The organism is Klebsiella sp. PL-2018 (genome assembly GCF_019048985.1).
In the GTDB taxonomy this organism is placed as follows: domain Bacteria; phylum Pseudomonadota; class Gammaproteobacteria; order Enterobacterales; family Enterobacteriaceae; genus Klebsiella; species Klebsiella michiganensis.
In genome coordinates this window covers 1,668,630-1,682,099 of sequence record NZ_CP077673.1, presented here as the reverse complement: position 1 = coordinate 1,682,099, position 13,470 = coordinate 1,668,630, and the positions used below count along the sequence as shown (strand labels likewise).

At 53.7% G+C, this 13,470-nt stretch carries 12 protein-coding genes and 1 tRNA gene; 12 read left to right on the top strand and 1 reads right to left on the bottom strand.

Annotated features, from left to right (window positions below; all coding sequences use genetic code 11):
• Positions 1 to 30: 30 nt before the first annotated feature.
• Positions 31 to 105: transfer RNA gene (locus MKleb_RS07760), tRNA-Gln, on the top strand.
• A 124-nt stretch (positions 106 to 229) separates the two neighbouring features.
• Complete coding sequence (locus MKleb_RS07755) at positions 230 to 811, top strand: hypothetical protein (protein ID WP_025106391.1); 582 nt, start codon at positions 230 to 232, stop codon at positions 809 to 811.
• A 7-nt stretch (positions 812 to 818) separates the two neighbouring features.
• Here the strand turns inward: MKleb_RS07755 and ubiF are convergent, their stop codons facing one another.
• Positions 819 to 1,994, bottom strand: a complete 1,176-nt coding sequence (gene ubiF, locus MKleb_RS07750; protein WP_025106392.1) for a 3-demethoxyubiquinol 3-hydroxylase — start codon at positions 1,992 to 1,994, stop codon at positions 819 to 821.
• A gap of 208 nt (positions 1,995 to 2,202) precedes the next feature.
• On the opposite strand from ubiF, the gene miaB reads away from it, so the two are divergent.
• The 10 genes from miaB (at position 2,203) to MKleb_RS07700 (ending at position 13,431) form a co-directional block, all read left to right on the top strand.
• A complete protein-coding gene (gene miaB, locus MKleb_RS07745) occupies positions 2,203 to 3,627 on the top strand; it encodes a tRNA (N6-isopentenyl adenosine(37)-C2)-methylthiotransferase MiaB (RefSeq protein WP_004111391.1) in 1,425 nt (474 codons plus the stop codon).
• Between the two features lie 144 nt (positions 3,628 to 3,771).
• Positions 3,772 to 4,818, top strand: coding sequence for a PhoH family protein (locus tag MKleb_RS07740; RefSeq protein ID WP_004134159.1), 1,047 nt, complete (start codon positions 3,772 to 3,774; stop codon positions 4,816 to 4,818).
• Complete coding sequence (ybeY, locus tag MKleb_RS07735; RefSeq protein ID WP_004130446.1) at positions 4,815 to 5,282, top strand: rRNA maturation RNase YbeY; 468 nt, start codon at positions 4,815 to 4,817, stop codon at positions 5,280 to 5,282. Before MKleb_RS07740 ends, ybeY begins: the two co-directional genes overlap by 4 nt.
• 98 nt (positions 5,283 to 5,380) lie before the next feature.
• A complete protein-coding gene (corC, locus tag MKleb_RS07730; protein ID WP_004130445.1) occupies positions 5,381 to 6,259 on the top strand; it encodes a CNNM family magnesium/cobalt transport protein CorC in 879 nt (292 codons plus the stop codon).
• Positions 6,260 to 6,281: 22 nt separating this feature from the next.
• Positions 6,282 to 7,820, top strand: a complete 1,539-nt coding sequence (gene lnt / locus MKleb_RS07725; protein ID WP_025106393.1) for an apolipoprotein N-acyltransferase — start codon at positions 6,282 to 6,284, stop codon at positions 7,818 to 7,820.
• A 357-nt stretch (positions 7,821 to 8,177) separates the two neighbouring features.
• Entirely contained in the window at positions 8,178 to 9,089 is a 912-nt protein-coding gene (locus MKleb_RS07720; protein WP_004848819.1) for an amino acid ABC transporter substrate-binding protein, read from the top strand.
• 163 nt (positions 9,090 to 9,252) lie between these two features.
• Positions 9,253 to 9,993, top strand: coding sequence for an amino acid ABC transporter permease (locus MKleb_RS07715; protein WP_014837812.1), 741 nt, complete (start codon positions 9,253 to 9,255; stop codon positions 9,991 to 9,993).
• Positions 9,993 to 10,667, top strand: a complete 675-nt coding sequence (gltK, locus tag MKleb_RS07710; RefSeq protein WP_004848815.1) for a glutamate/aspartate ABC transporter permease GltK — start codon at positions 9,993 to 9,995, stop codon at positions 10,665 to 10,667. The genes MKleb_RS07715 and gltK overlap by 1 nt, the downstream gene beginning before the upstream one ends.
• Positions 10,667 to 11,392: an amino acid ABC transporter ATP-binding protein gene (locus MKleb_RS07705; protein WP_004848813.1), complete on the top strand. Its 726-nt coding sequence runs from the start codon at positions 10,667 to 10,669 to the stop codon at positions 11,390 to 11,392. Before gltK ends, MKleb_RS07705 begins: the two co-directional genes overlap by 1 nt.
• Before the next feature lie 371 nt (positions 11,393 to 11,763).
• Positions 11,764 to 13,431 carry a ShlB/FhaC/HecB family hemolysin secretion/activation protein gene (locus MKleb_RS07700; RefSeq protein ID WP_025106394.1) on the top strand — a complete coding sequence of 556 codons (1,668 nt, stop codon included), beginning with the start codon at positions 11,764 to 11,766 and terminating at the stop codon, positions 13,429 to 13,431.
• Positions 13,432 to 13,470: the final 39 nt, after the last annotated feature.

Below are 13,470 nucleotides of genomic sequence, written 5' to 3'. Positions count from 1 at the left end.
GACCCCGGTACGAAATGGTCAACGTAAAATTGGGGTATCGCCAAGCGGTAAGGCACCGGATTCTGATTCCGGCATTCCGAGGTTCGAATCCTCGTACCCCAGCCAACAAAAAGCAAAAAGCTCGCTTCGGCGGGCTTTTTGCTTTATGAATTCCGAAAAAAGCTGACCTGAAGTGTACCTCGTTCTCAGCTCTGATAAATTACAGAGTCAATGAGTAAAAGGATTTACGATGAACTATCAGGTTTTCCCTCTCTTTACCCGCACCATAACCTTGCTCTTTTTTCTGATCGGCTTCGCTTTCTGCCTGTTCGGGATTTCAGCCTTACTAACCTACAGCATCGTGGTTGGTTTGTTTTTTCCCGTCGGCATATCCATGCGCCTGCATCGGCTCAACGAAACGGGCCTCGCGCTAACGCTCACCGAGGATACCCGCTGGATAACCTACATTCATGGCTTCCCGGCTAAGGAGCAGAGAGACGTCATTAAGAATCCCTGTTTTTGGTCAACAGAAAGAACGCGGCAATTTTTTCTTCGCTGCTTTGCGAGCAAGATGATTCTTCAGGCAGCATGTATCGCCATCCTTGCCTGTGACGTTCTGTCTTCCGAAGGCGACGCGGTAACTGCCATCCTTGCGCTGCTGGCGCTGCTGTTCCTGCTCTATATGTCAGGTAAAAGCGCCTATTCCTTCTATTTGCTCGCCACGAATCAGTGGCAGTGCGAATCCCTGACAACCTCTGGCGGCAGTATCTGGTATCAGGGATTCTTGCCCAAAAAAGAGGGTAAAGACACGCTGTTTGCGCGATTATTTTGAATGCGGATTATAGCCCCAACGCGTATTTCAACGCCTGACGCTTCAGTCCGCCGGCGCGTTCGGCCGCCATCAGCCCAATGTTTCTCAGCATACGCACCGGGGGCAGATCGTTGCTAAACCCGGCGTAAAACAGATCCATCCCAGACTGCATAATAAAGTTGTCCGCCTGACGGCGCGTCTGGTAGCGCTTAAGTACCGGCAGGCTAGCCCACTCTTCGCCGTGGGCTTTGGCTCTGCCAAGAATATCGAGCAGCGCATCGACATCGCGATAGCCGAGGTTAACTCCCTGCCCCGCCAGCGGATGAATGGTGTGCGCAGCATCGCCCACCAGCGCCAGCCCCGGCTTAACATACTGCAATGCGTGGCGGCGGGTGAGCGGGAAGGCGCCCGCGCTCAGCGGCGTAATCTCTCCCAGCCGCGACGGGAAGTGGCGAGTAATTTCCTGCTGTAGCTGAGCCATGCTCATGCCCTGCAGCTGGCGGATCCGCGCCGGCGCGTCGTACCACACCAGCGAGGCCCAATGATCGAACAGCGGTAAAAACGCGCGCGGCCCCGCCGGAGTGAACTGCTGCCAGGTGCTGTCGCCGGGATCGTCCGCACACTGTACGCTTATCAACATACAGGATTGCTGATACTGCCACGCGTGGATGCCGATTCCGGCCAGCTGACGCACCTGCGAACTGGCGCCGTCCGCGCCCACCACCAGCCGCGCATCAAGCTGGCTGCCGTCGGTCAGCGTTAAGGAGGCGTACGTTTCTTCCCGACGCATCTCCTGGAGCGATGTCCCCACCTGCAGCGATATGCGCTCATGGGCTTCCAGCGCCTGCCACAGGGCTCGCTGCAGGACGTTATTCTCCACCATATAGCCCAGTTCCGGCAGCTTCAGCTCCGCGGCATTGAAGACAACATGGGCGCTTTCCCACTCCCAGGTTTCTAGCTGGCGGTACGCATGGGCGCGCATGGACCGCACGCTGTCCCAGACGCCGAGGCCTCTCAGCAGCCCTACCGATGACGCGCTGATTGCCGAAATACGCACGTCAGGCGGTGAAGACGCATCAAAAACCGGTGGCGCGTTTTTTTCAATGACCGTCACCGTAAAGCCCAGCTGCGCCAGGCCAAGCGCGAGCGCGCCGCCAACCATTCCGCCGCCGACGATAACGACATCTGTTGCATGAATTGTCATGGCTATTATCCTTAAACCCGAATCCCCTCAGTTTACCGGATTTTTATTCGGCTTGTGGTGATTACGGTCGTACTGGTCAGGGCGCGGTCAAAGCATTACAATACGCGCCCTGCAATCCTGGCTTTATATCCGTCACCCTTCACATTGCAGAGCAACATCCGGTGAAGACGCTGACTTTGGGTATACCTAATTAAGCATGAGCAAGTCGATGACAAAAAAACTCCATATTAAAACCTGGGGCTGTCAGATGAACGAATACGATTCATCAAAGATGGCCGATCTGCTGGATGCCACCCACGGGTATCAACTCACTGAAGTGGCGGAAGAAGCGGATGTGCTGCTGCTCAATACCTGCTCAATCCGTGAGAAGGCTCAGGAAAAAGTATTCCATCAGCTAGGACGCTGGAAGCTGCTGAAAGAGAAGAATCCCAACCTGATCATCGGCGTTGGCGGCTGCGTGGCCTCTCAGGAAGGCGACCATATTCGCCAGCGCGCCCACTACGTCGATATTATTTTTGGGCCGCAGACCCTGCACCGTCTGCCGGAAATGATCAACTCGGTACGAGGCAACCGCAGCCCGGTCGTCGATATCAGCTTCCCGGAAATCGAAAAATTCGACCGCCTGCCGGAACCGCGCGCCGAAGGCCCAAGCGCCTTTGTTTCCATCATGGAAGGCTGCAACAAGTACTGCACCTACTGCGTGGTGCCCTACACCCGCGGTGAGGAAGTGAGCCGCCCAAGCGACGATATCCTGTTTGAAATCGCCCAGCTTGCGGCTCAGGGCGTGCGTGAAGTCAACCTGCTCGGGCAGAACGTAAACGCCTGGCGCGGGGAAAACTATGACGGCACCACCGGTAGCTTTGCCGATCTCCTGCGTCTGGTTGCGGCGATCGACGGTATCGACCGGATCCGCTTTACCACCAGCCATCCCATCGAGTTCACCGACGATATCATTGAGGTTTACCGCGATACGCCGGAGCTGGTCAGCTTCCTGCACCTGCCGGTACAGAGCGGCTCCGACCGCGTACTGAACCTGATGGGCCGAACCCACACGGCGCTGGAATATAAAGCGATTATCCGCAAACTGCGCGCGGCGCGTCCGGATATTCAGATCAGCTCCGACTTCATCGTCGGCTTCCCTGGCGAAACCACCCAGGATTTCGAGCAGACCATGAAGCTGATTGCCGATGTGAATTTCGATATGAGCTACAGCTTCATCTTCTCCGCGCGTCCGGGAACGCCGGCGGCCGATATGGTCGACGACGTACCGGAAGAGGACAAGAAGCAGCGTCTGTATATTTTGCAGGAGCGCATCAACCAGCAGGCGATGGCCTGGAGCCGCCGTATGCTCGGCACCGTGCAGCGCATTCTGGTGGAAGGCACCTCACGTAAGAGCATCATGGAGCTGTCTGGCCGCACCGAAAATAACCGCGTGGTGAACTTCGAAGGCTCGCCTGAGATGATCGGCAAGTTTGTCGATGTCGAGATCACCGACGTCTGGACAAACTCCCTGCGCGGTAAAGTGGTGCGCACCGAGGACGAAATGGGTCTGCGCATCGCGGAAACCCCGGAGTCGGTGATTGCCCGCACCCGTAAAGAAAACGATCTTGGCGTCGGTATCTACCAGCCATAATCCGTTCAGGCCTGCCGGCTCCGGCAGGCCTTGTATTTCCTCTCCTGAACCCAATATCTATAGCGATGCTTGCGCCATATTCCGATGACGTGAATAATTTCCTGACCGGCTACCTTCCGGCTATCTATGTATAAGAGGAACAGCTTGAATACAGACACTCGCGAAATCACCCTTGAGCCCGCGGACAACGCCCGTCTGCTGAGCCTGTGCGGCCCGTTTGATGACAACATTAAACAGCTGGAACGCCGCCTCGGCATCGAGATTAACCGTCGAGACAACCACTTTAAACTGACCGGTCGGCCGATTTGCGTCACCGCTGCGGCGGATATCCTGCGCAGTCTGTACGTCGATACCGCGCCGATGCGCGGCGAAATTCAGGATATTGAACCGGAACAAATTCATCTGGCGATCAAAGAAGCCCGCGTGCTGGAGCAGAGCGCCGAAAGCGTGCCGGACTACGGTAAGGCCATCAATATCAAAACCAAGCGCGGCGTGATTAAGCCGCGTACGCCGAATCAGGCGCAGTACATCGCCAATATTCTCGACCACGACATTACCTTCGGCGTCGGCCCTGCCGGGACCGGGAAAACCTACCTGGCGGTCGCCGCCGCGGTAGACGCGCTGGAGCGCCAGGAGATCCGCCGTATTCTTCTGACCCGTCCGGCGGTTGAGGCCGGCGAAAAACTGGGCTTCCTGCCCGGCGATTTGAGCCAGAAAGTTGACCCGTACCTGCGGCCCCTTTACGACGCGCTGTTCGAGATGCTCGGCTTCGAGAAAGTCGAAAAGTTGATTGAGCGCAACGTGATTGAAGTCGCGCCGCTGGCCTATATGCGCGGCCGTACGCTGAACGATGCGTTTATCATTCTCGACGAAAGCCAGAACACGACCATTGAACAGATGAAAATGTTCCTGACCCGTATCGGCTTTAACTCTAAGGCGGTCATTACCGGCGACGTCACGCAGATTGACCTGCCGCGCAGCACCAAATCGGGCCTGCGCCATGCGATTGAAGTGCTGGCAGAAGTCGATGAGATCAGCTTCAACTTCTTCCATAGCGAAGACGTCGTGCGCCACCCGGTGGTCGCCCGCATCGTTAACGCCTATGAAGCCTGGGAAGAAGCAGACCAGAAACGTAAAGCAGAACTGGCCGCCGAGCGCAAACGCGAAGCCCAGGAACAGGAGCATAAATGAGTCAGGTCATTCTCGATTTACAGCTGGCTTGCGAAGATAACAGCGGAATGCCGGATGAAGCCCTGTTTCAGCGCTGGGTCGATAGCGTTATCCCGCAGTTTCAGGAAGAGTCGGAGCTGACGATTCGCCTGGTTGATGAAGCGGAAAGCCACGAGCTGAACCTGACCTATCGCGGGAAGGACAAACCGACTAACGTGCTCTCTTTCCCGTTCGAAGCCCCGCCGGGTATCGAAATGCCGCTGCTTGGCGACCTGGTCATCTGCCGTCAGGTGGTTGAACAGGAAGCGAAAGAGCAAGGTAAACCGCTGGAAGCGCACTGGGCGCATATGGTGGTCCACGGTAGCCTGCATCTTTTGGGCTATGACCACATCATTGATGAAGAAGCGGAAGAGATGGAATCCCTCGAAACAGAGATAATGCTTGCTCTGGGCTATGAGGATCCGTACATTGCCGAGAAGGAATAACCCGTTGCCGGCTTTGCCGGCGACTGGCCGCTATGCCGGGCGCTGAGTATACGCGTGACGAGCGACTATTTAACTAACATGAGAACCCATACGACGCCATGAGCGACGACAATTCACACAGTAGCGACACAGTAAACAGCAAAAAGGGATTCTTCTCCCTGTTACTCAGCCAGCTCTTTCACGGTGAACCCAAGAATCGTGACGAACTGCTGGCGCTGATCCGTGATTCCGGGCAAAACGACCTTATCGACGAAGATACGCGCGATATGCTCGAAGGGGTAATGGATATCGCCGACCAGCGCGTCCGCGACATCATGATCCCCCGCTCGCAGATGATTACCCTGAAACGCAACCAGACGCTGGACGAGTGCCTCGATGTGATCATCGAATCGGCCCACTCGCGTTTCCCGGTGATCAGCGAAGATAAAGATCACATCGAAGGGATTCTGATGGCCAAAGATCTGCTGCCGTTTATGCGCAGCGATGCCGAAGCCTTCAGCATGGAAAAAGTGTTGCGTCCGGCGGTTGTCGTGCCCGAGAGCAAGCGGGTTGACCGCATGCTGAAGGAGTTTCGCTCCCAACGTTATCATATGGCTATCGTTATCGATGAGTTTGGCGGCGTCTCAGGTCTGGTGACCATTGAAGACATCCTTGAGCTCATCGTCGGTGAAATAGAAGACGAATACGACGAAGAAGAAGATATCGATTTCCGTCAGCTGAGCCGCCACACGTGGACGGTGCGCGCGCTGGCCTCAATCGAAGATTTCAACGAAGCGTATGGCACCCACTTCAGCGATGAAGAGGTCGACACCATCGGCGGTCTGGTCATGCAGGCGTTTGGTCATCTGCCTGCCCGCGGCGAGTCTATCGACATTGATGGTTACCAATTCAAGGTCGCAATGGCTGACAGTCGACGTATTATTCAGGTACATGTAAAGCTTCCTGATGATGCCCCGCAGCCGAAGCTGGAAGACTAATCCAACGGGACGATTAACCTAAATGGTATTTGCCTCTCTTATTGAACGCCAGCGCGTACGTTTGCTGCTGGCGCTGTTATTCGGAGCCAGCGGAACGCTGGCTTTTTCACCTTATGACTTCTGGCCCGCAGCCCTTATTTCGTTAATTGGCCTGCAGGGTTTAACCCTCAACCGACGTCCCCTGCAAAGCGCCGCGATTGGCTATTTCTGGGGATTAGGGCTGTTCGGCTCCGGTATTAACTGGGTCTACGTGAGCATCGCGCAGTTCGGCGGTATGCCCGGTCCGGTCAACGTTTTCCTGGTGGTTCTGCTGGCGGCCTATCTGTCGCTCTATACCGGATTATTTGCCGGCATTCTTTCGCGCCTGTGGCCGAAAACCAGCTGGATACGCGTTGCCATCGCCGCCCCGGTGATATGGCAGGTTACCGAGTTTCTGCGCGGCTGGGTGCTGACCGGCTTCCCGTGGCTACAGTTCGGCTACAGTCAGATTGACGGCCCGCTCAAAGGCCTGGCGCCCGTGATGGGCGTTGAGGCGATTAACTTCCTGCTGATGCTCGTCAGCGGCCTGCTGGTATTGGCTATCGCGCAGCGTAACTGGAAGCCGCTGATTGCCGCCGTCGTGCTGTTCGCCCTGCCCTTCCCGCTTCGCTACATTCAGTGGTATCAACCGCTGCCGGCGCGCGCGACCACGGTTTCGCTGGTACAGGGCGATATCCCCCAGGCGATGAAATGGGACCAGAATCAGCTACTCAACACCCTGAAAACCTATCTGGATCTCACCCAGCCGCATATGGGTAAATCGCAGCTGATCGTCTGGCCGGAGTCCGCGATTCCGGATCTGGAAATTAACCAGCAGCGCTTCCTCAGCATGATGGACGACCTGATGCGGTCGAAAAATAGCTCGCTGATCACCGGCATCGTCGATGCGCGTCTGAACGCGCGCAATCGCTACGATACGTACAACACCATTATTACGCTGGGCAAAGATAACCCATACAGCTACGACTCAAAGAATCGCTACAACAAGAATCATCTGGTGCCGTTTGGTGAGTTTGTGCCGCTGGAATCGATTCTGCGTCCGCTGGCGCCGTTCTTCGACCTGCCAATGTCCTCTTTCAGCCGCGGGCCGTACGTGCAGCCGCAGCTGGTGGCGCATAATATGCGTCTGACGGCGGCTATCTGCTACGAGATCATTCTTGGCGAGCAGGTGCGGGATAACTTCCGCCCGGATACGGATTTTCTGTTAACCATTTCGAATGACGCATGGTTCGGCAAATCTATCGGCCCGTGGCAGCACTTCCAGATGGCGCGAATGCGCGCGCTGGAGCTGGCCCGTCCGCTGCTGCGCAGCACCAATAACGGCATTACCGCGGTCATCGGCCCACGCGGTGAAATACAGGAGATGATCCCGCAGTTCACCCGCGCCGTATTAACCACCAAAGTGACCCCAACGGCAGGACTGACGCCGTACGCGCGTACGGGGAACTGGCCGCTGTGGGCGTTAACCGCCTTGTTTGGCTTTGCTGCGCTGCTGATGAGCCTGCGCCAGCGCCGTCAATAATTGCTTCTCCCGCGGCGGCACTCGTCGCCGCGGTCATCTCCCCTTCTTATCCATTCTGGCACGACCATTGCTTAATAAATACATGTAGCAACGCGATCCTCGGGGGTACAACCCGGTTGCACCACCATCGATCGTCAGGCGGCGCTATTTTGGTGCAATGGGGGATTTTTGCCTTTAAATGGTGCGGTGCGCTTCGCAAAAATCAACAATATAAGAGCAAAATCTTTACATTAAGCCAAACTAAATGCTAACAAACACATACAAATGCTGCACGCAAAGACGGCAGCGATAAAAAAGCACACACATTCACAATGGGTATCAATAGCGTCTGACGGCGCTGAGGATAAGGAGTCGGATATGCAATTACGTAAACTGGCCGCAGCAATGCTGGTCATGGGCCTCACCGCTGGGGTGGCGCATGCAGAAGATGCGGCATCCACCGCTGGCCAGAGCACTCTGGATAAAATTGCCAAAAACGGCGTTATCGTCGTTGGTCACCGTGAATCATCCGTTCCGTTCTCTTACTATGACAACAAGCAGCAGGTCGTTGGCTACTCCCAGGACTACTCGAATGCGATCGTTGATGCCATCAAGAAGAAGCTGAACAAACCGGATCTGCAGGTCAAACTGATCCCGGTTACCTCACAAAACCGTATTCCGCTGCTGCAAAACGGCACGTATGATTTCGAATGCGGCTCCACCACCAACAACCTTGAACGCCAGAAACAGGCGGCCTTCTCCGATACGATTTTCGTCGTCGGTACCCGTCTGCTGGTGAAAAAAGGCGGCGCGATTAAAGATTTCCCGGACCTGAAGGATAAAGCCGTCGTCGTCACCTCCGGCACCACCTCCGAAATTCTGCTGCACAAGCTGAACGACGAGAAAAAAATGAATATGCGTATTATCAGCGCAAAAGATCACGGTGACTCTTTCCGTACTCTGGAAAGCGGTCGCGCGGTGGCCTTTATGATGGATGACGCGCTGCTGGCGGGCGAACGTGCGAAAGCGAAGAAACCGGATAACTGGGAGATTGTCGGTACCGCTCAGTCTCAGGAAGCCTACGGCTGCATGCTGCGCAAAGATGACCCGCAGTTCAAAACGCTGGTCGATGAGACGGTCGCCCAGGTTCAGACCTCCGGTGAAGCCGAAAAATGGTTCGATAAGTGGTTTAAAAATCCTATTCCGCCAAAGAACCTGAATATGAACTTTGAACTCTCTGACGAGATGAAAGCGCTGTTCAAATCACCTAACGATAAAGCTCTTAACTAATTAAAAAAACAAAGGGCGGGGAATCCTGCCCTCCCGATTGTTGCTACGGCGCGGACAGACTATACGGCGGCTGGTCGTTCCCCAGCGGCCGCGAATACCGAAACAGGCTGAGCAACAATCTTCGAGGGTAGCGCTGCTACCCTTTTTTTTCCAGGAGTCATTTATGTCAATAGACTGGAACTGGGGAATATTCCTGCAACAGGCCCCGTTCGGCAACACCACCTATTTAGGCTGGCTGTGGAGTGGTTTTCAGATCACCGTCACCCTGTCGGTAACGGCCTGGATTATCGCGTTCTTTGTAGGTTCGCTCTTCGGTATTCTCCGTACGGTCCCGAACCGTCTGCTGTCGACTATCGGCACCTGCTACGTTGAACTTTTTCGTAACGTTCCGCTTATCGTTCAATTTTTCACCTGGTATCTGGTGGTGCCTGAACTGCTGCCGGAAAACATCGGCATGTGGTTTAAGTCCGAGCTGGATCCGAATATTCAGTTTTTCGTTTCTTCGATGCTGTGTCTGGGATTGTTTACCGCCGCGCGCGTCTGCGAGCAGGTTCGTTCCGGTATTCAATCCCTGCCGCGCGGCCAGAAAAACGCCGGGCTGGCGATGGGGCTAACGCTCCCGCAAACTTACCGTTACGTTCTGCTGCCCAACGCCTATCGCGTTATCGTGCCGCCAATGACCTCTGAAATGATGAACCTGGTGAAAAACTCGGCCATCGCTTCCACCATTGGTCTTGCCGATATGGCCGCCCAGGCGGGCAAGCTGCTGGACTACTCGGCCCATGCCTGGGAATCGTTTACCGCTATCACCCTCGCCTACGTGTTTATCAACGCCGTTATTATGCTGATCATGTACGTGGTCGAACGTAAAGTCCGCCTGCCGGGCAATATGGGGGGTAAATAATGTACGATTTTGACTGGAGCTCCATTATTCCTTCCATGCCATACCTGCTGGCAGGGCTGGTGATTACCTTAAAAATTACCGTGACCGCGATTGTTGTCGGAATTGTGTGGGGGACGATCCTGGCCGTGATGCGCCTGTCGAGCTTCCTGCCGCTGGCGTGGTTCGCCAAAACCTACGTTAACGTTTTCCGCTCCATTCCGCTGGTGATGGTACTGCTGTGGTTTTATCTGATTGTTCCCGGGTTCCTGCAGAACGTGCTTGGCCTGTCGCCGAAAACCGATATCCGCCTGATTTCGGCGATGATCGCCTTCTCCATGTTTGAAGCGGCCTATTACTCGGAAATTATCCGTGCCGGCATTCAGAGTATCTCGCGCGGCCAGTCCAGCGCCGCGCTGGCGCTGGGCATGACCCACTGGCAATCCATGAAGCTGGTGATTCTGCCGCAGGCCTTCCGCGCCATGGTACCGCTGCTGCTGACGCAGGGCATCGTCCTGTTCCAGGATACCTCGCTGGTTTATGTTCTGAGCCTGGCCGACTTTTTCCGCACCGCCTCAACTATCGGCGAGCGTGATGGAACCCAGGTAGAAATGATCCTGTTCGCAGGCGCCGTATATTTTGTGTTTAGTCTCAGCGCATCGCTGTTGGTCAGCTGGTTGAAGAAAAGGACTGTGTAATGATTACCCTGAAAAATGTTTCAAAATGGTATGGTCACTTTCAGGTGCTGACCGATTGCTCCACGGAAGTGAAAAAAGGCGAAGTGGTGGTGGTCTGCGGGCCTTCGGGTTCGGGTAAATCAACGCTGATTAAAACCGTAAACGGCCTGGAGCCCATTCAGCAAGGTCAAATCATCGTCGACGGCACCACCGTCAACGATAAAAAGACCAACCTGGCCAAACTGCGTTCGCGCGTCGGGATGGTATTCCAGCACTTTGAGCTGTTCCCGCATTTATCGATTATCGAGAATCTCACCCTGGCGCAGGTCAAGGTGCTCAATCGCGACAAAGCCGCCTCCCGGGCGAAAGGGCTTAAGCTGCTGGAACGCGTGGGGCTTTCCGCTCATGCCGAAAAATTCCCCGCCCAGCTCTCGGGCGGCCAACAGCAGCGCGTGGCCATCGCCCGCGCGCTGTGTATGGATCCTATCGCCATGCTGTTTGATGAACCCACTTCCGCGCTGGATCCGGAGATGATTAACGAAGTGCTGGACGTTATGGTTGAACTGGCAAATGAAGGGATGACCATGATGGTGGTCACCCATGAAATGGGCTTTGCGCGTAAGGTAGCCAACCGGGTTATCTTTATGGATGAAGGAAAAATTGTCGAAGACGCCGATAAAGAAGCGTTTTTTGCTAACCCGCAATCTGAACGCGCCAAAGACTTCCTCGCCAAAATTCTGCACTAATCTTCCGGCGTGTACGGTACCGTACACGCCTTTTATCTCTTCCCGCTCCTGTCTCTCTCCATAGTTATGGCAATAGCTTTGCCGCTCTCAAATACGCGTCATAAATATATCCAGCCTCACCCCAAATAATTCACGACCTGAAACGCTCAATTCAACAAAAATTCACTCTTTACATCGTGGATTACATAATCTGTCATAGATAACATGGCGCGAATTTGACAACAACGCTGAGCGCCGGCAGCGGATTTTTTTGATTTTAGAAAATTAAGATTCTTAAGATTGAGAACCCGGCTTCGTTAACCCTACTCAGTTAACGCTAAACATTCTTGACAAGGCTATAACGGACGAGTGAAACAAATGGATATTGCTTCGTGAATAATAAAAGTCTCATAACCGCCCTTTCTCTTTATATTCTGTTAACCGCATCGACATTGGCGAATGTATCGATTAGCAATACCAATCAGGTGGAACAGGATAAGGCACGTCAAAGCGCATTGGCACCAGCACAGCAGGAATATTCGGCATCAGGTACAGGATCGCAAAAATATAAACTCGCCTTTCCACTTGAAGCAACCTGCCGATATATCAACCATGTTGAAATTATTTCCGCTGACCACAAGTTGACCCGCGGCCTGTTAGGCAATATCGCTCGCCAGGCAGAAAAAAAGTGCCTGGGTATTGAAGGCATACGTCTACTCACCACAACCTTGCAAAATGAACTCATTGCCCGGGGATATATCACTTCGCTTATTGATGTACCTTCACAATCCTTGAATGATGGCATTCTGAGCATCACGTTGAGCTATGGCTATATCGGTAATATTAGCTGGGCTTCCGGCAATAGCGCGACAACCAGCCTGTGGAATGCCATACCGGCTAAAACAGGGGATATTCTGAAGCTAACCGAACTGGAACAGGGGATGGCTAACTTGCAGCGTTTACCCGGCTCATCGGCGCAGATGAAAATCATGCCGGGTAAGAACCATGCGGAAAGCGATATCCAAATCTCCCGGCATCTGGCACGAAACTGGCAAGTAGGCGCATGGCTGGATGATGCAGGAAGCCGTAGCAGCGGGCGTTACCAGGCCGGTGGCGCGCTTTATCTTTATGACCTGACGACGCTAAATGACATTTTCTATTTATCCATGGGGGGCGATGTCGAGTTTAATCAACATAACGATGGCAACCAGAATAAAAGCCTCTATTATTCTATTCCCTTTGGATTTTGGTCACTCAATCTTTACGGTTCACAAAGTGAATATCGTCAGCAGTTCAATGGCAGATACTCCACCATTGAATATAAAAGCAAAAATGATTATGCCAGCGCAACCTTAACGCGTCTAATTTCGCACACCCGCCAGCAAAAAACAACCATTGATGCGCGAATAGCAAAAAGTACCTCACATTATTATTTTGGTGGCAGCGAACTGAGCGTTATGCGCAAACAGAATCCTGCCTGGGATATTACGGCACATCATCAGCGATATTTTACCCATACAATCGTAGATGCCAGCCTGGGCGTACAGCGTAGCCTTCCCTGGCTCAGTTCAATGCCAACTCCGGAGGAAAAAGCCGGTCTGTACAGTAAGCTTTCGCGCATTATTCATGCCGACCTTCAAGCCTTAATGAAGTTTGAATCAACGGGGGATAAATTCAGCTATGCTCCGCATATTAATATACAAATTAGCCCCGATATCTTATCCGCAGACAATCAATTTAATATAGGCAATCGTTGGACGGTACGAGGTTTTGACGGTGAAAGAACCCTTTCAGGAAATCAAGGCTGGTACTGGCGCAATGATTTCATCTGGGATATGCCCGCCCCAGAACGACAGCTGTACTTAGGCATAGACGTTGGACGCATTACAGGAACAGAGCAGTACGGAAATGGCAAAGTCATGTCTGGCGCCACGGTGGGAATACGCGGAAGCATAATTTCAACTCAGTATGATTTATTCATCGGAACCCCACTGATAAAGCCAAACGGTTTTCATACAGACCCTGCAAACCTGGGATTTTCATTACAATGGAGGTATTAAAATCAGTTTTTCAACGCATCAGTTAACCTCATTTATTTC

Bases quoted from the DNA above. Each gene is read 5' to 3' on its own strand.
- gltK (WP_004848815.1), top strand. From the start codon at position 9,993: ATGTACGATTTTGACTGGAGCTCCATTATTCCTTCCATGCCATACCTG.
- MKleb_RS07720 (WP_004848819.1), top strand. From the start codon at position 8,178: ATGCAATTACGTAAACTGGCCGCAGCAATGCTGGTCATGGGCCTCACC.
- MKleb_RS07715 (WP_014837812.1), top strand. From the start codon at position 9,253: ATGTCAATAGACTGGAACTGGGGAATATTCCTGCAACAGGCCCCGTTC.
- MKleb_RS07705 (WP_004848813.1), top strand. From the start codon at position 10,667: ATGATTACCCTGAAAAATGTTTCAAAATGGTATGGTCACTTTCAGGTG.
- lnt (WP_025106393.1), top strand. From the start codon at position 6,282: ATGGTATTTGCCTCTCTTATTGAACGCCAGCGCGTACGTTTGCTGCTG.
- ubiF (WP_025106392.1), bottom strand. From the start codon at position 1,994: ATGACAATTCATGCAACAGATGTCGTTATCGTCGGCGGCGGAATGGTT.
- corC (WP_004130445.1), top strand. From the start codon at position 5,381: ATGAGCGACGACAATTCACACAGTAGCGACACAGTAAACAGCAAAAAG.
- miaB (WP_004111391.1), top strand. From the start codon at position 2,203: ATGACAAAAAAACTCCATATTAAAACCTGGGGCTGTCAGATGAACGAA.
- MKleb_RS07755 (WP_025106391.1), top strand. From the start codon at position 230: ATGAACTATCAGGTTTTCCCTCTCTTTACCCGCACCATAACCTTGCTC.
- ybeY (WP_004130446.1), top strand. From the start codon at position 4,815: ATGAGTCAGGTCATTCTCGATTTACAGCTGGCTTGCGAAGATAACAGC.